Annotated in this window: 17 protein-coding genes; 15 read left to right on the top strand and 2 right to left on the bottom strand. The window is 39.3% G+C overall.

Features of this window, described 5'->3' with window-relative positions; genetic code table 11:
* Nucleotide 1 precedes the first annotated feature (1 nt).
* From CRO56_RS10505 to CRO56_RS10495, 3 genes are all read left to right on the top strand, one after another.
* A complete protein-coding gene (locus CRO56_RS10505) occupies nt 2-961 on the top strand; it encodes a sugar kinase (protein WP_097158583.1) in 960 nt (319 codons plus the stop codon).
* Nucleotides 962-975: 14 nt separating this feature from the next.
* Nucleotides 976-1623 (top strand): bifunctional 4-hydroxy-2-oxoglutarate aldolase/2-dehydro-3-deoxy-phosphogluconate aldolase, encoded by a 648-nt coding sequence (locus CRO56_RS10500; protein WP_097158582.1) that lies wholly within the window; start codon nt 976-978, stop codon nt 1621-1623.
* A gap of 124 nt (nt 1624-1747) precedes the next feature.
* Nucleotides 1748-2674 carry a DMT family transporter gene (locus CRO56_RS10495; protein WP_097158581.1) on the top strand — a complete coding sequence of 309 codons (927 nt, stop codon included), beginning with the start codon at nt 1748-1750 and terminating at the stop codon, nt 2672-2674.
* Between the two features lie 46 nt (nt 2675-2720).
* On the opposite strand, the gene CRO56_RS10490 is transcribed toward CRO56_RS10495, so the two are convergent.
* Nucleotides 2721-3482 (bottom strand): SDR family NAD(P)-dependent oxidoreductase, encoded by a 762-nt coding sequence (locus CRO56_RS10490; protein WP_097158580.1) that lies wholly within the window; start codon nt 3480-3482, stop codon nt 2721-2723.
* Between the two features lie 259 nt (nt 3483-3741).
* On the opposite strand from CRO56_RS10490, the gene CRO56_RS10485 reads away from it, so the two are divergent.
* The 12 genes from CRO56_RS10485 (at nt 3742) to CRO56_RS10430 (ending at nt 20702) form a co-directional block, all read left to right on the top strand.
* On the top strand, nt 3742-5535 hold the full coding sequence (locus tag CRO56_RS10485; RefSeq protein WP_097158579.1) for a S9 family peptidase: 1794 nt from the start codon (nt 3742-3744) through the stop codon (nt 5533-5535).
* 276 nt (nt 5536-5811) lie between these two features.
* Nucleotides 5812-7554, top strand: a complete 1743-nt coding sequence (locus CRO56_RS10480; RefSeq protein ID WP_097158578.1) for an ABC transporter ATP-binding protein — start codon at nt 5812-5814, stop codon at nt 7552-7554.
* On the top strand, nt 7535-9364 hold the full coding sequence (locus CRO56_RS10475) for an ABC transporter ATP-binding protein (protein WP_097158577.1): 1830 nt from the start codon (nt 7535-7537) through the stop codon (nt 9362-9364). The genes CRO56_RS10480 and CRO56_RS10475 overlap by 20 nt, the downstream gene beginning before the upstream one ends.
* Before the next feature lie 140 nt (nt 9365-9504).
* Nucleotides 9505-10488 (top strand): Gfo/Idh/MocA family protein, encoded by a 984-nt coding sequence (locus CRO56_RS10470; protein ID WP_097158576.1) that lies wholly within the window; start codon nt 9505-9507, stop codon nt 10486-10488.
* Between the two features lie 492 nt (nt 10489-10980).
* The gene (locus CRO56_RS22860; protein ID WP_179714244.1) at nt 10981-11136 is read left to right on the top strand and encodes a hypothetical protein; all 156 of its coding nucleotides are present in this window, start codon (nt 10981-10983) and stop codon (nt 11134-11136) included.
* An 888-nt stretch (nt 11137-12024) separates the two neighbouring features.
* Nucleotides 12025-12579, top strand: a complete 555-nt coding sequence (locus CRO56_RS10465; RefSeq protein ID WP_097158575.1) for an NADPH-dependent FMN reductase — start codon at nt 12025-12027, stop codon at nt 12577-12579.
* A 91-nt stretch (nt 12580-12670) separates the two neighbouring features.
* Nucleotides 12671-14965 carry an ATP-dependent DNA helicase gene (locus CRO56_RS10460; protein WP_097158574.1) on the top strand — a complete coding sequence of 765 codons (2295 nt, stop codon included), beginning with the start codon at nt 12671-12673 and terminating at the stop codon, nt 14963-14965.
* Between the two features lie 64 nt (nt 14966-15029).
* Entirely contained in the window at nt 15030-15164 is a 135-nt protein-coding gene (locus tag CRO56_RS23400) for an RAxF-45 family protein (protein ID WP_097158573.1), read from the top strand.
* Nucleotides 15165-15252: 88 nt separating this feature from the next.
* Nucleotides 15253-17208, top strand: a complete 1956-nt coding sequence (gene abc-f, locus CRO56_RS10450; protein ID WP_483860854.1) for a ribosomal protection-like ABC-F family protein — start codon at nt 15253-15255, stop codon at nt 17206-17208.
* Nucleotides 17209-17314: 106 nt separating this feature from the next.
* A complete protein-coding gene (locus CRO56_RS10445; protein WP_097158572.1) occupies nt 17315-18445 on the top strand; it encodes a DEAD/DEAH box helicase in 1131 nt (376 codons plus the stop codon).
* Nucleotides 18446-18468: 23 nt separating this feature from the next.
* Entirely contained in the window at nt 18469-19689 is a 1221-nt protein-coding gene (locus CRO56_RS10440; protein WP_097158571.1) for a DEAD/DEAH box helicase, read from the top strand.
* Nucleotides 19690-20123: 434 nt separating this feature from the next.
* Entirely contained in the window at nt 20124-20702 is a 579-nt protein-coding gene (locus CRO56_RS10430; protein ID WP_097158569.1) for a biotin transporter BioY, read from the top strand.
* Nucleotides 20703-20860: 158 nt separating this feature from the next.
* Here the strand turns inward: CRO56_RS10430 and CRO56_RS10425 are convergent, their stop codons facing one another.
* The gene (locus CRO56_RS10425) at nt 20861-22714 is read right to left on the bottom strand and encodes a helix-turn-helix domain-containing protein (protein WP_097158568.1); all 1854 of its coding nucleotides are present in this window, start codon (nt 22712-22714) and stop codon (nt 20861-20863) included.
* Between the last annotated feature and the right edge of the window lie 210 nt (nt 22715-22924).

The raw sequence follows: 22924 nt of genomic DNA, 5'->3' as shown, positions 1-22924 counted from the left end.
AATGTTTCCAGAGCTAGTTACAATTGGTGAGACAATGGTCATGTTCGAGGCTGATAGTGATGGTCCCTTACGTTATGTTCCTCAATTCAATAAACGCCACGGCGGTGCTGAATCAAACGTAGCCATCGGTGTCACGCGACTTGGCCATTCAGCTGGTTGGATTAGTCAGGTTGGAGATGATGAACTCGGGAAATTTTTAGTATCTGCTATTCGGGGAGAAGGAGTAGATACTTCCAGGGTAACGTACAACGGTCATTATCCAACCGGACTTTATATAAAGGAAAGAATTCGAGAAGGAAGTACACAAGTCTATTATTACAGAAAAGGTTCAGCTGCGAGTCAAATGGACCACAATGCGATTGACTGGGAATATATCAAACAGGCAAAGGTTGTTCATCTTACAGGGATTACCCCTTTTTTAAGTCAAAACTGTCTAGAATTGGTTAACCGGGTTGTTGAGTTTGTCAAAGAGAATCATATTTTACTGTCTTTCGATCCGAACCTAAGATATAAACTAATGGCTGATTTCCCGAATGCAAAAGAAATTGTGATTGAGTTAGCCAAACAAGCTGATCTTTTTATGCCTGGTATCGATGAAGCTGAATATCTAATCGGGACTAGAGACTATGAAGAAATTGCTGATTATTTTCTGCAGTCGGGTGTAAAGAAAATCTGTATTAAAAATGGCGATAAAGGGACGTACTTCCAATCCATAGAAGGAGAAAAAGGATTTTTGCCAAGTTTTAAGGTAGATAGAGTGATTGATCCAGTAGGTGCAGGTGATGGATTTGCAGCAGGGGTTATATCTGGTTTGTTAGAGGAAAAATCGTTAGAAGAATCCGTCACAATCGGTGCAAAAATTGGGGCCATGGTCGTCCAGGTTAAAGGGGACATCGAAGGGTTGCCAGAGAGACGGGCATTGGATCAATTTACAGGTAAAGAGACGGATGTTTTAAGATAAAGGAGACGATTAATATGAAACATGAGCTGTTGACTAAAATCTTAGATTCAGGTGTAGTGGCTGTTGTCCGGCGCATTGATAAAGAAAAGGTCATGGATGTAATTGCTGCACTCGTCGAAGGCGGCATTACAGGAATTGAAATGACGATGGATTCCGATGACGTCCTAAATACAATCACAAAAGCAAAGCAGGAATTTGGGGACCGGGCCGTTATTGGTGCAGGTACAGTTTTAGACGGTGAATCTGCTAAACTAGCGATTCAGGCAGGTGCAGAATTTATTTTTGCTCCAACCTTAAGCCAACAAACGATTGCTGTTTCAAATCGATATGGGAAGATTGCGATTCCTGGAGTTTTCACACCAACAGAAATTCTTCAAGCACATGAATGGGGTGCAGACTTAGTCAAGGTATTTCCAGCGAATGTACTTGGAAGTCAATTTATCAAAGATGTACGAGGTCCGCTTGGACACATTCCAATGATGCCAACGGGTGGTATTCATCTTGGAAATGTTGAAGAGTATATCAAGGCTGGTGCAGTAGCGGTTGGGGTTGGCGGTTCTTTATTAAATAAAGAGTTTATTCAAAATGAAGATTGGGCACAGCTTACAGCTCTTGCCAAACAATATGTAGAAAAAGTAAAAGCATCAAGAGAAAGCAAGTAAAACCTTGCATCATGGAAGAAGAAACCTTTTTTGGGTTTCTTCTTTCTGCTTTTAAATTAGTGATTCTGCTGTATAATAGGAGAGTCACAGCTTAAGAGATACCTATAGAGAAAGAGGGAACACAGTGAAAAAGCTTCATATCTATTTGATGCTGACTGGTGTTATGATGCTCTGGGGATTCAATGTATCGATTTTGAAAACATTAGTTGAAAACGTCAGTCCTGTTACAATGACGTCACTACGAATCTTTAGTGCAGGTATTTGTGTATTTATCATTTTGTACTTCTTGCATATTTTGAGAAAGCCAACAAAGAAAGAGTGGAAGTATATTATTGCAGGAAGCTTGTTAAATGTGGTGGGGCATCATTATTTTTTATCAGTCGGGCTCACTGAAACATCAGCAACGAATGGAGCATTGGTATTAGGAATGGGTCCTCTTTTAACGGCCATTATGACGCTTATTTTTTTGCGGCAAAAACCATCCTTTATTCGATTAACAGGATTTATTTTAGGAAGTATCGGTGTATCGATCACGGTTTTGTCAGGAAGTGAAGGTTTAGCAGGATTAGCTATCGGGGATATTCATGTATTTTTATCAATTTTAGTTCAAGCTGGGAGTTTTATTATAATCAGTAAAGCAGCAAAATCGATAGACCCTCGGCTTTTAACTGGTTATATGCTCCTTCTTGGATCGATCCTTTTATTTATAATTGGATTGTTGACTGAGCCTAGCGGTTTAAGTGAATTCTTTACTATTTCATGGGAGCTATGGATTTTATTTTTTATCTCAGCCATCTTTGGAACTGCAGTTGGTCATATGCTCTATAATTATGCAATCGGGCAAACGGGGCCAGCAGAAGCAGCGATTTTTATTAATCTGAATACATTTTTTGCCCTTTTAGGCACTTCTTTATTTTTGAATGAGAAGATTACGAGTTCACACTTAATCGGATTAGTGTTTATTATTTCAGGGGTCATCATGGGCTCAGGTGCTTTAGAGGAAATAAAAAATAAATCCAAGTGGAAAAAGAATGTTCCACTTGCCAAGTAAAAAAAGCGGGATGCCCCGCTTTTTTTTGGCTGTTGAATAGATGAAATTAGTCCATCCATTGCCCTCCGTTAATCTCAATATGCTCGCCGCAAATATAGCTCGCATAGTCAGAAGCAAGAAAAAGGACAGCTCCTGCAATTTCTTCAGGAGTACCTTCTCTGCCCATTGGAATGCCCTTCAAAAACTGATCTCTCACTTTATCTGGTGAGAATTTTTCATGGAAAGGTGTACTAATTACACCAGGATTAATCCCATTTACACGAATGTGATAAGGAAGAAGTTCTTTGGCTAACCCTTTGGTTAAGGTCATGACAGCTCCCTTTGCAGACGCATAGTGGATTGCTCCAGGGCCGCCGCCATTGCGTGCTGCAACAGAAGCTGTATTAATAACAACGCCGCCGCCTTGTTTTTTCATAATTGGAACAGCCTCTTTAGTAGATAAGAAGATAGATTTTACGTTAATATTGTAAACTTGATCCCATACCTCTTCGCTCAGGTTTTCAAAGGGGCATCGTTCTACCATAGAACCAGCATTGTTAATTAAAATATCTACTCGTCCGTAATGTTGCAGAATAACAGAATATAAATTCTTAACATCAGAAGCCGAAGTCATATCCGCTCTTACAGAAATCGCATCAGCGCCCATTTCTTTGATCGAGGAAACAACTTGGTTTGCCTTTTCTTCATTTGTTAAATAATGAACGGCTACCTTTGCACCCGCTGCGCCGAACCCTTTTGCAATCGCTGCTCCGATTCCTGTACTTCCTCCTGTTACTAACACGACTTTGTCTTGAAAAAATAAATTCATATAGTATCCCCTCTTTCGTTGAATCAGAACTATATTCCATACATGTTAATTTTACTATGTAGATTGGCAGATGTCCCCTATTAAAAGACAAAAATGGTGATAGATTAGTAGAGAAAATCTCCTGTTTAAAAAGTAATCTAGTACCTTTTTCCCCTTATTACACAAAGATGAAATATTCCTCCAATTCTCGAAGTATTTATTGTAGACTATTAATACAGAAATTTTAGAAATATTATCTTTTGGGGGAAGGGGTAAAGACATGAAGTCAATTGGCATCAAACCTTTTTTACATGTACGAACAGCTAGGAATCCTGTCTATAGTCCCGATGGGGAAGTAATCAGTTTTATAACCGATTATACGGGCCTGCCCCAGGTATGGGATATAAAGAGAGGTGATTCATGGCCGTCTCAAGTATCCTTTACTGATGATAGAATCATGTTTGTTCAATACATAGGGAATACTTCATTACGAATTATTGGAATGGATCATGGGGTCAATGAACGGCAGCAGCTATATCTTCTCTCGGATGATGGGGAAATGACGCCGCTCACGTTTTCACCCGATCATATTCACCATTATGGAGGAAGCTCACCAGATGGGGAATGGATCGCTTGGTCCAGTAACCGCAGAAATCCTTCTTATTTTGATATCTACATTCAAAATATTGAAACCTATGAAACAAGACAAATCTTTTCAGATAATGGTACCTACTCCGCCCTAAAATGGCATCCGAATGGAGTCACTTTATTAATTCAAAAAACCAATTCCAATTTAGATAATGACCTGGGACTGTTGGATATTCAAACAGGTTCAGTGACTTGGATTACACCTCATAAAGATGAGGCACATTTTTCTTATCCTCAATTTAGCGCTGATGGTAAAAAACTGTATGTTTTGTCCAATCGGGGCCGAGAGTTCACCGGTCTTGGCGTAATAGATTTGATCTCTAAAGACTTTTCCTGGGTCGATCAGCGAAATTGGGACATTGAAGGCTTGGTCATGAGCAAGGATAAAACGATGCTGGCATACTCAGTCAATGAAGGCGGTATCTCGAAAGGTATTATCCTTGATCTGGAAAGCTACACTTATTCCACTTGGAATACGCCGATGGGCACAATATCAGATATGGCCTTTTCCCCTGATCATTCAAAATTAGCCTATGTGTTTAATGGCGCTAAATATCCTTCAGACATTTGGGAGTTAGACTTAGAAACCATGTACGCAGCAAGGGTTACCTTTGTATCTCATTCTTCCGTTGTCAGTGAACGTTTAATAGAACCAGAGCTTGTTTACTTTTCATCTTTTGATGATCTAGAGGTTCCTGCCTTTTATTACCTTCCGAAAAATAAAGCAGGAAGCTGTAAGCTCCCGGTTGTTGTATTTGTACATGGCGGACCGGAAAGCCAAATTCGTCCTGTCTATAATCCTTTTCTTCAATACTTCCTTAACCGGGGCTATGCGGTTTGTACTCCGAATGTTCGGGGAAGTACAGGCTATGGCAAGACATACAGTCATTTGGATGATGTGAGGAAACGGATGGATTCAGTGAAGGATTTGACCTATCTCGTTGAATGGCTAAAGGAAGAAGGAAATGCCGACCCAGAACAAATTGCAATTATGGGTCGCAGTTATGGGGGCTTTATGGTGCTGGCTGCCATTACTCATTATCCGCAAATTTGGTCAGCAGCGATTGATATCGTTGGAATCTCAAGCTTCCGTACTTTCCTGGAAAATACAAGTCCATGGCGAAGAAAGCTTAGAGAAGCTGAATACGGAAGCATCGAAAATGACGGTGATTTTTTCGACGAAATCGATCCGCTTCATCGGATTGATGCTATTCAATGCCCTCTTCTCGTTCTCCATGGTGCCAATGATCCGCGTGTACCGATTGAAGAAGCTGAACAAATTGTTAATAAACTAAAGCTCAAGAATCACCCGGTGGAATATATCCGCTTTGAAGATGAAGGGCATTTCTTTGTTAAACTAGAAAATAATATAACGGCCTATACTGCGGTAGCCGATTTTTTGGATCAGTACATGGGTGAGAAATAAGTGAATGGTTATGCAGATTAAAGGAAAAGCAGGAGTGTAATGACTTCTGCTTTTTTACGTGGTTTGCGGCGAATGGCGGTCCTTCTGCCCCAACAAAATACCCAATCAAAAAATATCGGCAATAAAAATCAAAAATAGTTAAAATTTTGTGCAGAAAAGGGTATTATGGAGTAAATAAAATTATTTAGATGTCCGAAGTAATTTTTTCTGAACACAACTGAAAATGTCTATATATCAACAAAGTTTATTCATAAGGTGATAGTTTGGAGGATTCATATGCTTAAAGTTTTATCGCTGCTCAAGCCTTACCGAATCCCAATGGGAGTAGCCTGGTTTTTTATGCTGACCGAGCTCGCTGTAGAGCTGATTGCTCCCTTGCTGATGGCGAAAATAATTGATGATGGGATCTTACAGGAGGATCTTTCAGTTGTTTTGATTTGGGGAGGCGTCATGGTTGGGATGTCGCTGATTGCCTTTACCTCTGGAATCTTAAATTCTTTTTATGCTGCTCACGTTGGGCAAAGCTTTGGCTATGATGTCCGGAAAAAATTGTACGAAAAAGTTCAGTCCTTTTCTTTTTCGAATTTTAACCGATTTCCGACTTCTTCCTTAATCACAAGGATGACGAATGATGTAACGCAAATTCAAAATACGATTTTTATGAGTTTGCGGATTATGATGAGAGCTCCTTTATTAGTGATTGGCGGAGCGGTGATGGCCTTAGTGGTTAATTTAAAATTAGCGATTATTTTCTTAATTGCGATTCCGCTGATTATTGGCTTTCTGCTATGGATTATGAAAAAAGCCGGAATCCTTTTCCGAATGGTTCAAGAAAGACTCGATTCGGTGAATAATGTGATGCGGGAAAATTTAATGGCAATGAGATTAATCAAAGCTTTTTTACGCTGGAATCATGAGGTCAAACGGTTTACAAAATCGAATAAAAACCTGATGGACCGGACCGTAACCTCCTTAAGGCTGATTGAATCCACACAGCCCGTCTTATTATTAATTATGAATTTAGGTGTGATCGGAATTCTTTGGTTCGGCAATATTGAAGTCACTACAGGCGGAGCGGAGGTCGGCGAAGTCGTAGCGATTATCAATTATGCTACTAAAATTACAACCGCCATTTCCATGTTTTCCTTTATCATCATGGCTATTTCAAGAGCAAAGGCATCTTCACAGCGGATTGCGGAAGTTTTTGAAACCGAGGTTGATTTAGAAGATACAGAACAAATGGATGCTTCCTACAAACTTCAATATGGAAAAGTAGAATTTAATGCAGTCTCTTTTCAATATCCTGGTACAGAAACAGAGGTTCTGCGAAACCTCTCCTTTACAGTCCATCCAGGAGAATCGATTGCGATTATGGGTGCCACAGGTTCAGGGAAGACATCTTTATTTCAGCTGATTCCGCGGCTTTATGATGCGAATGGGGGAACAATTCTGATTGATAATCAGAATATTAAATCGATTAAACTGAACGCTCTGCGCAAAGAGATCGGCTATGTTCCCCAAGAAGCTTTATTATTTACAGGGTCTGTAAAAGATAATATTGCATGGGGAAAAGAAGATGCAACGATGGCAGAAATTATAGAAGCTGCAAAACATGCTCAGATTCATGAGACGATCTTAAAGCTGCCAAAACAGTATGATACTAGAATCGGGCAAAAGGGCGTGAATCTGTCAGGAGGACAAAAACAGCGTCTTTCAATCGCAAGAGCTTTGGTAAGAAAACCAAAAATCTTATTGCTTGATGACAGTACAAGTGCGTTAGATCTAAAAACAGAAGCAAAGCTGTTAAAAGCGCTGCGGCAATATTCCTGTACTACTTTTATCATCACCCAAAAGATTAGTACAGCGATGGAAGCTGATAAAATCTTGCTGTTAGAAGATGGGGAATTGCTGATAGAAGGAAGTCATCAAATCCTGTTAAAACAATCTCCTTTGTATCAGCAAATTTATCAATCTCAATTTGGAGAGGAGTCACTAAAAAATGCTCAAGCCATTCATTGAACCTTTCCAATATGAAAAAATCCCGCTTGAGAAACTCGATGCTTTACTAGGGAAAAAGCGGCCTAAAGCGAGAAACTGGTTTGGAACTTTAAAACGAATCTGGTCTTATTTAGCCAAGAGTAAGGGACTTCTGTCTCTTGTGTTATTAATGGTGCTGATTAGTTCTGGTTTAGCTTTGCTGGGTCCGTTTTTGGTAGGGGTAGCCGTTGATGAATTCATCGTTACAAGAGACTCAAGCGGTTTAGTGAAGCTGCTCGGAGGTTTGCTCGCCGTTTATTTGCTGCATTCTATATCGGTTTGGTTCCAAAATTTTTGGATGATTGGTATTGCGCAGAATACCGTTTATACAATGCGAAACCAGCTATTTCGTCATCTTCATAAACTGCCAATCCCGTTTTTTGATAAAAGGAAGCATGGGGAACTGATGAGCCGGATTACAAATGATATTGAAAATGTCAGCTCGACTTTAAACTCGTCTGTGATTCAGATTTTTTCAAGTTTTCTTACCCTGACCGGAACTGTAACTGTGATGCTTTGGCTCAGTCCGCTTCTTACATTAGTGACATTAATCATTGTGCCAATGATGTTCTATGGAATGAAGTGGATTACAAAACGGACAGGAAAACTTTTTAAGGAACAGCAGCGGAATTTAGGAGAATTAAACGGCTTTATCGAAGAAACCATTTCCGGACAGCGCATCATAAAGAGTTTTTCACAGGAAGATAGAGTGATAGCCGAATTTTTAGAAAAAGGGGAGCGATTAAAAGGATCCGGTTTCTGGGCGCAGACGTTCTCTGGCTTTATCCCGAAGCTGATGAATATGTTAAATAATCTAAGCTTTGCAATTATTGCCGGAGTCGGGGGGATATTAGCCTTAAAGCAGATCGTTTCGATCGGGGTTATTGTGATATTTACCGAGTATTCACGGCAATTCACACGGCCGCTAAACGATTTGGCCAACCAATTTAACACTCTTCTTTCCGCGATTGCAGGTGCGGAGAGGGTATTCGATATTTTAGATGAGGCAGAAGAAGTAAAGGATGAGCCAGGAGCATTCACTTTATCCGATGTAAAAGGCGAGGTTGAATTCGAACACGTTACGTTTGCTTATGAGGAAGACAGCCAGACCGTCAATGATATTAGTTTTTATGTCTCTCCAGGGCAAACAGTCGCGCTGGTTGGCCCTACTGGAGCTGGAAAAACCACGATTATTAATCTGCTGTCAAGGTTTTATGAGGTAGAACAGGGCCGGATTTTAATCGATGGATATGATATCAAGGATATTAAAAGAGAGAGCCTGCGGCAAAACATGGGGTTTGTATTGCAAGATTCCTTCCTGTTCCAGGGAACCATCCGTGAAAATATCCGCTATGGAAGATTAGATGCGACTGATGAGGAAGTCATAGAAGCGGCAAAACTAGCTAATGCTCACTCCTTCATTATGAAGCTGCCAGGGCAATACAACATGGTTCTAACTCAAGACGGCGGCGGTATCAGTCAGGGGCAAAGACAATTGCTTTCAATTGCAAGAGCAATTCTCGCTAATCCAAAGATACTAATCTTAGACGAGGCAACAAGCAGCATTGATACGATTACAGAAATGAAAATTCAAGAAGCGCTGCAGCGTTTAATGAAGGGCCGTACTAGTTTTGTAATTGCCCACCGGCTGAATACGATTCAGCAGGCCGATCAGATCCTTGTCTTAGAAGACGGCCGAATCATAGAAAAGGGATCAAATCAATCATTGCTTGAGCAAAAAGGCATTTATCATGGACTGTATTATAGCCAGCTGCAGAAGGAAGTTATTTAACATGAATAAACCGTGTGGAGTAAATGGATGAATATCCTGCCTCCTAGCGGTTTTTTGTTTTGTCTGATTTGATATATTTTGTAAAGGGGATTCTGTTAAAATCAAGATACCTAATCATTACAAGAGAGAGGGATTTTAAAATGAACTATGGTGTGATTGGAACCAGTGAAATTACGATCCGTTTTATCGAGTCAGCTCAAGAAGCAAAGGACGTTCATTTAACGAGTGTGTATTCAAGATCTTACGAAAAAGCGAAACAATTTGCTGACAGGTTTAAGGCGACTTCCATTTATACGGACTTAAATGAAATGGCCAAAAGTGATCAGATTGATGTCGTGTATATTGCTTCACCGAATTCCTTGCACTTTGAACAAGTGAAGCTTTTCCTGGAACATAAGAAACATGTGATATGCGAGAAACCAATCTTTTCCAATCTTGAAGAATGGCAGTGGGCTTTTGAAATAGCAGATGTAAACGGTGTGTTGTTATTCGAAGCAGCCCGCAATATTCATGCTCCTAATTTTAGGCGGTTAAAAGATCAGATACATAAGGTCGGTAAAATTAGAAGTGCCGTCCTTTCATATATGAAATATTCTTCTCGCTATGATTTGGTCCTGAAAGGGGAAGAACCTAATATTTTTTCTCTTAAGTATTCGGGAGGAGCGTTAGTGGATTTAGGGGTGTACCCGATTTTTGCTGCAGTATCATTGTTTGGAGAACCAAAGAATGTATCATATTTTCCAGTCATTATACCAACCGGAGTAGATGGCAGCGGGACACTGATTTTAGAATATGATGGGTTTGTATGTACAATACTTTGTTCAAAAATTGTTAATGCCGAATTACCTTGTGAGATCCAAGGGGAATCAGGGACGATTACATTTGACCATATTGCACCGGTTACAAAGATTTCCTATAAGAATCGGATAACAGGATTGACGGAAGAGCTGGCTGAGCCGCAAAAGGAATTAGATATGGTATATGAAATCGAGGCATTTAAAGAAATCATTGAGACTCGAAACTGTGAACGGTATGAAGAGTTGAGAAGAATAAGTGAGGCTGCTCTAAGGATCACGGCAGAAGCACGGAGACAGAATGATATTGTGTTTGGGGTGGAAAGGTAGGTTGCACCATAACTTTGGCTCGCAGATGGATTAAGGCGGAGAGTCTGGATAAAAAGGGAGTTACCGTCCGGAAAAACGGGAGCAGAGTCCGGAATACTGGGTGCTGAGTCCGGGATAACAGGAGTTGAGTCCGGAAAAACGGGAGCAGAGTCCGGAATAAATGGAGTTGAGTCCGGAAAAACGGTTCTGAGTTCGGAAAAACAGTGTTGAGTTCTGTAAAATGATTCCGAGTTCGGTAAAGTGGGTCCCGAGTTCGGTAAAATCATTCTGAGTTCGCTTAAACAATTTCCGAGTTCGGTTAAATAGGTTCTAAGTTCGGTAAAACAGAGGTAAGTTCTGTAAAACCGCACTGAGTTCGGTAAAAACGAAAAAAATGAATATTTACTCTGTATTTCCTGCTCCCAAACCACAATTTCATTAGAATAATATCATTTCTTGTCTGGGACAATAGGTATTAGTAATCGAACTATTACGTAAATGGAGGTACCTAATATGTCCAAACAAGGAATGCAAAACAAAGATCAAAAGCGCCAGCAGCTAAAAGGCCAAGAAGGCAAAAATGATATAGAGTTTGGTACGGATATGCAAGTGGGCAATAGCCAAAATCAAAGCCAAAAGAAAAGCGGGCAGCAAAAAAATAAAAAATAAATGAACAGGAGGGTGGGGACGATCCATCCTCCTTATTTGTTGCTTAGGAAATTATAAAACTCCCTGCTTGTGGATAAGTATTCTATAATAAGTATGTATATTTTGTTACGTGGTAAAAAAATGGACAATAATAGACAAAAATCTGGAATGATAAACAAATCTTAAAGAATCATTAAGAATACCCGCCTAATTACTTTGTTTCCGGACCGATTATTTTGATGGGCGCCCAAATATTGTGGTGGCAGCCCAATTATCGAGATGCCGCCCAAATATTGTTGGGGTCGCCCAATTATAAAATTTCCTGCCCAATAAAACGGGAGAAGTGCCCAAATACTAGGGATGAGCGCCCAATAAACTGCGGAACTCGCCCAAATAAGTCACGGACCCACCCAATAATTGTGATTCGCGCCCATTACTTAATGATCAAGCCCAAATTTTCAGGCTTCAAGCTAAGAGGTATCGCTCTAAAATCTAAATTTTTGCTCAAAACCCTGGTTTCCTGCTCCAATCTCCCTGATCTCCGCTCCTAAAAGCAGGAAATCCGCTCCATTGCTGCGGGCTCGTGCTCCAAAAAACGAAAAAGACGCTCCAAAACCCTGATTTGTGCTCAAAAATGTAAATTTCCGCTTCAACCACATGACTTTCGCTCCAAAAATCCTCTCCATCTCGGGTCCCGAAACACAAAAAAGAGTCTAGCCTTCCATGAGCTGAACGCTTGTACCTTACATTTTATTTTTTTCAGCTATTGTATTTCTTGTTCTTACTTCTAAGCAGGGAAATTCTAGTAAAATCGATTCAAAAATAGGAATTGTGAGCAAAATAAGTGAAATATGGGACATCTTTTTGTAAAAATGAATGTGCAATTATATTTCTCAGGAGGTGTTCAGTATGAAAATTGCAGCAATGGTAGGAAGCAACCGAAAGGATTCCTACAATAAAAAGATCGCCAAATACATCCAAAAACGATACGCTGATCAAATCGAAGTCGAGATTCTGCCGATAGACCAGCTCCCGATGTACAACCAGGATGATGAATTGGATCCTCCTGCGGTTGTTAAGGATTTAAGAGAGCGGATTTTAAACAGTGATGGTCTGTTATTTGTTACACCTGAGTATAATCATTCCATCCCTGGCCTTTTAAAGAATGTAATTGATTGGTTCTCGAGAGTGGAAAAAGTAATGGTTAAAAAACCAGCCATGATTGTTGGTGCTTCTGGAGGTGTTCTTGGAACAGCCCGCGCGCAAATGCATCTTCGCCAAATTTTAAACTCACCCGGTGTTTCGGCTCTGACTCTTCCGGGGAATGAGGTCTTTATTGGAGTGGTACAAGAAAAGGTCGATGAGTCTGGCCAATTGATTCATGAACCGACTGTTCAATTTTTAGATCAGGTTGTCGCTAATTTTATTGATTGGATTGAAAAGACAAAAGTATTTACACAATAGGAAAGGCAATACCTCACTCTTTTGGGTGGGGTATTTCTTTTGCCCAAAAACCGGTAAGATAGAGGTAATAATGATGTAATTAGGTGATACTGTGATAAATGCTGTAAAAATATCTGTAAGAGGACTAGTTGAATATGTCTACGCAAGCGGGAGTATCGATTCTCGCTTCCGTTCGGTTACGCCTCTCCAGGTAGGGACGAAAATTCATCAAGCAGTTCAAAGTACGTATAAGGATTCGGATGAAAAAGAAGTTCCGGTTTCCTGTGTGATTCCTTTTGAGGGGCTTGTTTTTGAAATCGAGGGAAGATGCGATGGTGTTATTCATGAACAAGATGGCATTATGATTGATGAAATCAAGTCAACCTCGAGGCCGCTTCAAGAAATAACAGAAGAATCCTATCCTGTTTATTGGGCCCAAGCTAAGTTTTACGGATTCATTCTGGCTAAGGAAAAGCAACTGGATACGATTAAAATCAGGCTCACCTATGTTCAAACAGAATCGAAAGAAATTAAACAATTTGTGACGGTAAGTACCTATGAAGACTTAGAAGCGTTTGTTTTAGCTACGGTTGAACAGTATGCACCTTTTGCATTTCTGATAAAAGAACATCGGGAAAAAAGGACAGAGAGTGCAATGAACCTAGCTTTCCCTTTCCCATCCTATCGAAGCGGGCAAAGGAATTTTGCAGGGGCCGTATATAAAAGTATCATGGCGGAAAAGAATTTATTTGCAATGGCTCCCACCGGTACTGGAAAGACGATTTCTACTATGTTTCCAGCAGTTAAAGCTTTCGGCAAAGATGAGATTGACCGTTTCTTCTATGTTACAGCGAAAACGATAACGAGAACGGCTGCGGAAGACGCTTTGCATCTAATGGAAGATAAAGGGCTTCAATGTAAAGCAGTGACGATTACTGCAAAGGACAAGGTCTGCTTTAAGGATGAAACGATATGTTCTAAAGACCATTGTGAGTTTGCTGATGGTTATTACGACCGGATTAATGTGGCGGTTTTAGATATTTTTGCTAATGAAACGATTATGAATCGTGACGTTATTGCGGCATATGCCCAAAAGCATAGGGTTTGCCCATTTGAATTCTCTTTAGATCTTGCCTATATCGCTGATGCTATTATTTGTGATTACAATTATTTATATGACCCGCAAGTATCATTGAAGCGGTTCTTTGATGAACAAAAAAGGAAATCTGTCGTTCTCGTTGATGAAGCACATAATCTGGTTGATCGGTCGCGTGATATGTTTTCCGCTCATTTGTTAAAATCCGATTTCTTACAGTTGAAACGGGACTATAAAGGCAAAAATTCTTATCTCTTTGAAAGTGCAAAAGCGATTAATGAGCACTTGCTTCATCTGAAAAAACAGTCAGGGAATCAGCCCTATATCGTAGAACGGGAACTTCCGGAAGATTTAATCATTTTACTTGATAGCTTTGTGGCTGAAGCAGAGAGAGAACTGCTTGCAGAGAACAATAAACTACTATTAGAAACGTATTTTTTAGCACAATCATTCCTGAAGACCTCGAAGCTTTTTGATGAACGCTATGTAACTTTTATCGAAATCGAAAAAAGTGAAGTGCGTGTCAAGCTATACTGTCTTGATCCTTCTTATCTCTTGGGACTAGCAGCCAAACATTTTCGTGCGACGATTTATTTTTCAGCAACCTTTTCACCGCTTTCCTTTTATAAAGAAATGCTGGGTGGAAAGAAAGAAGATTATGCAATATCGATTCCGTCCCCCTTTCCCCGGGAACATTTAGAGCTCTATATTCAGCCGGTTTCAACCCGGTACCATGATCGGGAGCGTTCAAAAAAGAGAATCGTTAAAACCATTCGAGACATGATAAGCCAGAGAAAAGGCAATTATCTTATCTTTTTCCCGTCCTACAAATATTTGGTGGATGTGTATGAGGAATGCTTGCAGGAGGAATGGGAAGGTGTAAAAACACTCGTTCAAAGCCAGTCTATGTCTGAACGTGAAAGGGAGGTTTTTTTGGCCAGCTTTGAAACAAGTCATGAGAGTTCAATAGTTGGCTTCGCTGTTTTAGGCGGAATCTTTTCCGAAGGCATTGACCTAAAAGGAGACAGGCTGACAGGAGTAATTGTAGTTGGGGTGGGACTTCCGCAAATAGGAGTAGAACGTGACTTAATTAAAGATTTTTACAATCAAAAGGGAAAGAGCGGATATGATTACGCATATGTGTTCCCTGGAATGAACAAGGTTTTACAGGCAGGCGGCCGGCTGATTCGAACAGAAGAGGACAAAGGAATTTTGGTACTTATAGAGGACAGATTCCTTTCAGATAAGTATCAGCGGTTACTCCCTTATGAGTGGCAGCATTTTAGGGTTTTAGACGAAGCAGGCTTGTAATTCATAATGGAAAAATTTATACTTAAACTATGTTTTAAGTTCGGCAAAGGAGGTGGATCAAGAGATGAATCGTTTTGTTGTTGGGCGCTCACAAATTCTTAGCTTTTTAAGTATTTGCTGTGCGATTTTGCATGATGCAGCTGCTAACGGGATACGTATGCCCTTTTTTAGCAACTGCATAGCAACAATAAAACAATAAGAATCTCTTTATCCATCTAAATTGAAATAAGATAAAAGGAGAGCTTATTTGAGCTCTCTTTTTGTTTTTAGATATATGTCTGGGTGCCATGGGTGAGGTGTTCTTGCCTATGGCTTTTTTATATTTAAAAAAGGAGTTAACCATCATGATAATTTGTGCGGCACATGAAGTAAGTAAAATGTTCGGCGGAACTAAAATATTTGAACAATTGTCATTTGAAATACACGAAAATGATCGGGTCGGCTTAGTAGGCCGTAACGGAAGCGGTAAAACTACGATTTTTAAGCTGCTTGCCGGGATTGAAGCACCTGACTCTGGGCAGATCCATATTAAAAAAGACTGTAAGGTGGGCTATCTTGAACAAATTCCATCCTACACAAATCAAGTAACAGTTTACGAAGTTTTAGCTTCCGCCTTTTCTAAACTGAAAAAAATGGAGAATGAGATGCGGGATTTAGAAACAAGAATGGCATCAGAACGGGATGAAACCCGCCTCAATCAATTGATCAAAGAATATGGTTCGATCCAGGATCAATTTACTTATTTGGGCGGTTATGAGGTAGAAACCAACATCCAAAAAGTAGTTAATGGATTAAAAATTGACTATCTCCTTAATAGTAAATTTGACACGTTAAGCGGAGGAGAAAAGACAAAAGTGGGGTTAGGTTTAATTCTTCTCCAGAATCCCGATCTGCTTTTACTCGATGAACCGACCAATCATTTGGATATCGCTGCGGTTGAATGGCTAGAGGAATATTTAAGAGATTATAACGGTACGGTTGTCGTAATATCCCATGACCGGTATTTTCTCGATCAGGTGGTTACGAAAATTTTGGATTTAGAAGAGGGAGAACTCGAGATTTATCGTCAAAATTATTCAGGTTTCCTAAAAGAAAAAGAAGAAAAGCTTTTGCTTGAGTTCCAGGCTTACCAAGAGCAGCAAAAGAAAATTAAAAAAATGAAAGAGACAATTAAACGATTACGGGAGTGGGCGAACCAGGCTAATCCGCCAAATGCAGGTCTCCATAAAAGAGCCAGCAGTATGGAAAAAGCCTTAGAAAGAATGGAAAAATTGAAAAGACCAGTCCTCGAAGCGAAAAAAATGGAACTTCGGTTTGAGCAGCACCAGCGAAGCGGTAATGATGTGGTCTTCTTGAAAGACGCAGCCATATCATTTAATGGGATGAAGCTATTTAGCGGAATCAATATGAATCTTCAATTCCAGGATCGTGCTGTAATTGTCGGTGAAAATGGTACGGGTAAGTCTACGATTTTAAAACTGTTATTAAAAGAATTAACACCTGATGATGGTGAGATGAAAGTCGGGAGTAATGTGAAAATTGGCTATTTGTCACAGGTCTTCCAAGCGAAAGATCCGGAACAAACCATTATTGAAGCTTTTAGGGATGAGGTTCGTGTAACTGAAGGTGAAGCGAGACATATTTTAGCAAGGTTCTTATTTTACGGACCTGCTGTTTTTCAAAAAATAAAGGGCTTAAGCGGCGGTGAAAAGATGAGGCTGCGGCTCGCTCAGCTGATGTACCAGGATATAAACTTTTTGATCCTCGACGAACCGACCAACCACCTTGATATTGATTCAAGAGAAGTGTTGGAGGATGCATTAGAAAAGTTTAACGGGACCATTTTAGCTGTATCCCATGACCGCTATTTTATTGATAAGCTTTTTTCGAAAACGTATTGGTTAACAAACAACACACTGTATGCCTTCCCAGGCGACTATTCATGGGCAAGGAAAAAGCTGAAAGAAATACTTCCAAAAGAGGAGAACCTGGCAGTATCAAATACAAAATCGGCTGGTGTTACGAATAAAGGTTCCGTTGCAAAAGATAAAGCTCCCCAGATAGAATTAGAAATAGAAGATATCGAGGAGAAACTGAGAGCTATTGAGAAGCAAATGTTAGCTGAACAAGATCTTCCGGTATTACAAGAACTGACCCAAGAACAACAAAAGCTCGAAGAAGTGCGGGAGAAATTATATGAAGCTTTGGAAACTGTTTTAATAGAAGAATCCCTTCGAAAATAATAAAAAAATATCATTAAGGTAGTAAAACATGCCATAATAAGAAATGACTAGAAAAGGGTGGGAGGAATCCCATCCTTTTGTATGACTGAATAAAGAGGAGTATAGCATGAATTCATCGATTATAGAGCAGTTAAAACCATTTTTACAGGAAAATTGGAGAAAACAAGGATTTGCCAATCCTACTGCGATTCAAGAAAAGTCCATTCCCTTGATCCTTGAGAACAGGGACGTGATTGCCCAATCACCAACTGGTACAGGGAAAACATTAGCCTATCTTCTGCCTATTTTAGAGCGGGTTGACCCGGGCCTTCCTCATGTGCAAGCAGTAATCCTTGCCTCATCGCATGAATTAGTGATGCAAATTTTTCAGGAGATTCAGGATTGGTCTAGCGGAAGTGAAGTTAAAGCCGCGTCATTTATCGGCGGCGGGAACATCAAACGCCAAATAGAAAAACTAAAAAAACGGCCCCATATCATTGCGGGAACACCAGGTCGTTTACTGGAACTTATTAAACAAAAGAAAATAAAAATGCATGAAGTCCAAACCATTGTCATAGATGAAGGGGATCAATTATTGGTTCCAGAACATCTTCAAACCGTAAACGGGATTGTGGATTCGGCTTTAAGGGACAGACAGATTGTTTTATTTTCGGCAACCCTCACTGAAAAGACCGAAGAGTTAGCTAAAGAGTGGATGAATAAGCCAGAGATTATAAAGGTAGAAGAAGCACCTAGTCTGAATAAAGCAGTGGAGCACATCTACTTCGTTTGTGAAGAGCGGGACAAGGTTGCATTGATCGGGAAATTGATGAGAACTGAGCCAGAAAAGGTGTTAGTGTTTGCCAATGACATTAGCGAATTAAATGTGCTGGTATCAAAACTGACTTATGAGGGTCTCACCCCCAGTGTTTTACATAGTGAAACAAAAAAGCAGGATAGAGAGAATGCCATACGTAACATCCGCTCAGGAAAAAGTAATCTTCTTTTAGCAACTGATGTAGCGGCAAGAGGACTAGATATAAAAGGACTATCTCATGTGCTTCACCTTGATTTAAGTAAGGATCTGAATCAGTATGTTCACAGGTCTGGCCGGACAGGAAGACTAGGGTCTGATGGAGGGACAGTTGTATCCTTTGTCACACCGAGGGAAGAGCGAGAGTTAAAAAAAATCGCCAGGGAATTAGGGATTGAACTTCATAAAAAAATGTTTTATAAAGGTGAAATTGCAGATGCGTAAAATAATGTATAGGTGGTCTCAGGATGGACGATTTTCATAGCCTGCATATAAGTGCTGCTAGGATTGAACGACTCAATAATAAAGGCATTACATCCCCTACTCCGATTCAGGAGAAAGCAATTCCTCCTATTCTCGAAGGAAAGGATGTTATTGGGCGGGCCCAGACAGGGACAGGTAAAACCCTGGCTTTTGTCCTGCCGATTTTAGAGAGAATTGATTTTGCAATAAAGGAACCGCAAGCTCTCATTCTGACACCAACAAGGGAGCTGGCGCTTCAAATAACAAGTGATATTAAAAATGTCATCAGCGAGGAAGAAGGTATTCGGGTCCTTGCAATATATGGGGGCCAAGATGTGGAGCAGCAATTACGAAAGTTAAAGGGAAATATTCACGTAATGGTTGCAACTCCAGGTAGACTGCTCGACCATCTGCGCAGAGAAACGGTCCAGCTTTCCAATCTCACTACACTCGTTTTAGATGAAGCTGATCAAATGCTTCATATTGGCTTTCTTCCTGAGGTGGAACAGATCATCCAAGCGACTCCGCCAACACGGCAAACGTTACTGTTTTCGGCAACGGTCCCTGATCAGGTTCGAAGTCTTGCTAAAAAATATTTAACAAATCCGGTTGATATTAGGGTGAAAAACCCAGAAGTAACGGTAAAGGAAATTGACCAGAGTGTTATTTTTACAACAGATCGGCTAAAGCAGACGCATCTGTTGGAAATTTTAAAAGAAGAGTCTCCGTTTTTGGCGATTATATTTTGTCGGACGAAGCGCCGGGTCAGTAAGCTCAACGAGGCGCTTCAGCAAAATGGTTTCAATGCAGATGAATTACACGGCGATCTGTCTCAAGCTAAAAGAGAACGGGTTATGAAAAGATTCCGGGGTGCTGATATTCAATTTTTAGTAGCAACTGATGTAGCGGCAAGAGGATTAGATGTAAATGGAGTTACCCATGTTTTCAATTACGATATTCCAGAAGATGTAGAAAGCTATATCCACAGAATCGGCCGAACCGGCAGAGCAGGGGAAAGAGGCAAGGCTATTACCTTTGTCGCGCCAAAAGACACAGGGATGCTTAGAAACATTGAAAAAGGCATCGGACAATCTCTTGAAAAGAGAAATTTGCGACCGAAACGGGAAGAGGAACCGGCTCATGCGCGAACAGATCGAGGAAGGGTTAACAGATCTCCTGATAATAAAAAACGGGATAGAAACAGGAAGAAACGGAAGCGAAAATAGGCTGGGGATACAGTAATTTGTGGTGGGTTGATACATTATTGTTTAAGACGCCCAATTAATCTTTTGTCAAGCCCAATTCTTTTGAAGAAAGCCCAATTAATGTTTGTCAAGCCCAATTATTATAATTGCTGCCCATAAATTGGGCATTGCGCCAGTTAATCAGTATAGAGCGCCCAATTCTTTGATCAGGAGCCCAATTATTTGCGAAAACAGCCCAATTCTTGTACCAGGTAGCCCAATTATTTGCCAAAACAGCCCAATTATTAATCTTTGAGCCCAAATAGTGTAAAATCTGCCCATAAACTGAATCTAACGCCCTATTACGTTTCGCAACGCACAATTTATAAACAATAAAATTTACCCCTACCATTCTCCTTAAAATAATGTTAACCTATTTTTATACATAGGTTAACAATAGACGAGGAGGACTTAACATGGAAAGAAATTATAAACTTAGAATGCTATTATACTGCGCTTTATTTGCAGCGATTACAGGGGTTCTTGCTCAGATCACGATTCCGCTTCCGCTGATTCCAATTACCGGACAAACCTTAGCTGTGGGATTGACTGCAACGATTTTAGGAAGTCGCTATGGAGCTGTTTCCATGATTGTATATGCAGCGATTGGCGCTGTAGGAGTTCCGGTTTTCTCTTCAGCAAGTGCTGGTTTTCATGTATTAGTTGGTCCAACCGGCGGATTCATCATTGGATTTATTGTAACAGCCTATTTTACAGGATTAATTCTTGAAAAAACTAAATTTACGATTTCAATGGCGATGATTGCAAATCTAGTCGGGATGGTGATTACATTAGCTTTAGGCGGTATCCAATATAAATTCGTCGCTGATGTTTCATGGGGGGCTGCAATGAGTGTTGCTGTCACTCCATTTATATTAGGCGGTATCGTGAAAGCCTATTTAGCCAGCCTGATTGGCATTAAGGTAAGAGAACGTCTCGTGCAGGCACGGTTACTCGAAGGAAACACAATAAGTCAAAATAAAATAATTGCTTAGACTTAAAATAAAACCATTTTTTAATACGTGCTATATAAGAAATTAGTACCTATTTATTTTTTAGAGAAATGATAGTTAAAGGAAGGAGTCTAAATTCTCCTTCCTTTTCCAGCAAACAGCACTTTTTTAGAAAATTTGAAACCTGCTTAGGGTTTTCTTTAAGATGAGACTTTTTTTAGCAGTTTGTACATATTAACAGCTAAATATAAATTTAGGAGATCATTAGGGTCTTGAAAACTAATACCTAAAATTGATTCTATCCGCTTTATTCGATAGGAAAGAGTATTTAAATGAACATGTAACTTCTCAGCTGTTACTTTTAACTTTTGGTTATTATCTAAATAAATGAATAACGTTTCAATAAACTCTTCTTTTTGTTGGTTTTCATATTGAAATAATGGGCCCAGAACATCTGTTAAAAAGTCCATTAGCTCTTCATCGGTGTTATTTAAATAAAGCCTTTTAGCTCCTAATTCATCAAAAAAAAGGATCGTATCATTTACTTTTTTGTTTTTTATATAGGATAAACATCTAACGGCCTGCTGTGAAGATTTATAAACAAGATCTAATCCTTTCTGTATTCCTCCAATCCCTATTGCTAGAGTCAAGCCTTTGAAATTTTTTTCAGCTTGAATTAAAAATTGGTTACTTTTTTCCTTCAAAAATGATTTAATTTTTTCAAACCTTGATTCAACTTTAAAGGACAGAATGATTACAATATGATTGTGCTTATTAACTGCAAGACCGGATGCAAAACCATTCAAAAAGAGATTATTTACTAAATGAAGTAATTTTTTGTGAATGGTATAGTTAATGCTTCTAGACCTCTGATAATTTAGGATAAATGGTTCATAGTCAATGTAAATAACTTGATATAATCGGTCAGGCTCAAGCTCTAATTGTAATGCTCTTTTTCGTAAGCTGTCACTAAACTTTTCAGCTTGAAAAAGCTCTTCAATAAATTCTCCTTTTAAACTTTGCTCTATCTCATAAAGATGTTGTTCCTTTAATAATTCCAAGGAAATGATCGTGCAAGCGTGGCTCAGCGCTGTATAATCAATATCATTTAGTTTGCTGTTGGAAACTGTAACTAAATATCCAAGAAGGTTGGTCTTACTGCCAATTGGAAATAGAGAAAGAAAATAGTTTTGATCTCTCCCTATTGAAATGAGAGTTTGCTTTTGAACTGGATAGTCACTTAAATGAGGGACAATATACTCTTTAAAGGAATCAATTTCTACATTGAGTTCTTCTATTTTGTAGCAGATTAATACTTCTCCAAAATTATCCAGTAAAAGGGTAGGTATTCTAATGGTTGACTGAATATACATTAGAATTTCATTCAGTCCTTCCCCGTTCAATACAATATCAGATAATCTTTGATGCATTTTTATAGAGTGTGAAAGAAGGTGATTTTGCCGGGTAATTTCATGATTGAGGCTTTCAAGAAGTTTAATAGATTTTTCTTTTTCCTTATATAATGCAGTCCTTTCTAAAGCTATTCCTACCTGATGGGTAATGGCTTCTAGAAGTTCCTTATCTTCCTTTGTAAAATACTTGTTTCTTGAAAAACAATCAAGCGTAATGATGCCAATACACTTTTGTTTAATAAAAATGGGTGCACAGATTGCAGAGTAAACAATAGAGCGTATAGCTGAATTATGCATTTCTAAATTGTAAGGAGAAAAGGATTTCTGGGCTCCAAATATTTCCTCGCGATTTGAGAAAATCAAAGTCCTCCTCTTTTTAAAAGCAAGTCCTGTCATAGATTCACCAGGTTTTATTCTCACCAGCTTTAATATGTTTTCATTAAATCCATAGGAACTCTTTGGAATTAACTGCTGATTCTTTTCATCAAACAAAAAGAGAATTCCGCCATCAGCCCCGTCAATTATTGGAATAATTTCAGAAATGATTAAGTCGACGACTGTATCAATGTCCAAGGTTGAATTTAATAGGTTCGAAACATGAATTAAATATTGTAACTGTAATTTATTGAGTGATTGATTCATAATTACCCCCAAACAAAAAAAGTTACTATTTAAACTATACTTAATTTTGTGAATTTTAACAAGAAATAGATTTTGATTTTGGTATAAACCACATAGATAAAAAAAGAAGAATTGATAGACTGAAAATAAAGATATTTCAGATAAATAGAGAAAGGATTGATTTCATTCGAACATTGCATTTGGGGTTATCTAGTAATCATTTAGGAGAGG

Origin of the sequence: Bacillus oleivorans (genome assembly GCF_900207585.1) — a bacterium.
Classification (GTDB): Bacteria; Bacillota; Bacilli; order Bacillales; family JC228; genus Bacillus_BF; species Bacillus_BF oleivorans.
Note: the sequence above shows the minus strand (reverse complement) of the source record. Positions and strands in the feature narration are given on the sequence as shown.

Bases quoted from the DNA above. Each gene is read 5' to 3' on its own strand.
- CRO56_RS10505 (WP_097158583.1), top strand. From the start codon at position 2: ATGTTTCCAGAGCTAGTTACAATTGGTGAGACAATGGTCATGTTCGAG.
- CRO56_RS10500 (WP_097158582.1), top strand. From the start codon at position 976: ATGAAACATGAGCTGTTGACTAAAATCTTAGATTCAGGTGTAGTGGCT.
- CRO56_RS10490 (WP_097158580.1), bottom strand. From the start codon at position 3,482: ATGAATTTATTTTTTCAAGACAAAGTCGTGTTAGTAACAGGAGGAAGT.
- CRO56_RS10485 (WP_097158579.1), top strand. From the start codon at position 3,742: ATGAAGTCAATTGGCATCAAACCTTTTTTACATGTACGAACAGCTAGG.
- CRO56_RS10480 (WP_097158578.1), top strand. From the start codon at position 5,812: ATGCTTAAAGTTTTATCGCTGCTCAAGCCTTACCGAATCCCAATGGGA.
- CRO56_RS10475 (WP_097158577.1), top strand. From the start codon at position 7,535: ATGCTCAAGCCATTCATTGAACCTTTCCAATATGAAAAAATCCCGCTT.
- CRO56_RS10470 (WP_097158576.1), top strand. From the start codon at position 9,505: ATGAACTATGGTGTGATTGGAACCAGTGAAATTACGATCCGTTTTATC.
- CRO56_RS22860 (WP_179714244.1), top strand. From the start codon at position 10,981: ATGTCCAAACAAGGAATGCAAAACAAAGATCAAAAGCGCCAGCAGCTA.
- CRO56_RS10465 (WP_097158575.1), top strand. From the start codon at position 12,025: ATGAAAATTGCAGCAATGGTAGGAAGCAACCGAAAGGATTCCTACAAT.
- CRO56_RS23400 (WP_097158573.1), top strand. From the start codon at position 15,030: ATGAATCGTTTTGTTGTTGGGCGCTCACAAATTCTTAGCTTTTTAAGT.
- abc-f (WP_483860854.1), top strand. From the start codon at position 15,253: ATGGGTGAGGTGTTCTTGCCTATGGCTTTTTTATATTTAAAAAAGGAG.
- CRO56_RS10445 (WP_097158572.1), top strand. From the start codon at position 17,315: ATGAATTCATCGATTATAGAGCAGTTAAAACCATTTTTACAGGAAAAT.
- CRO56_RS10440 (WP_097158571.1), top strand. From the start codon at position 18,469: ATGGACGATTTTCATAGCCTGCATATAAGTGCTGCTAGGATTGAACGA.
- CRO56_RS10430 (WP_097158569.1), top strand. From the start codon at position 20,124: ATGGAAAGAAATTATAAACTTAGAATGCTATTATACTGCGCTTTATTT.
- CRO56_RS10425 (WP_097158568.1), bottom strand. From the start codon at position 22,714: ATGAATCAATCACTCAATAAATTACAGTTACAATATTTAATTCATGTT.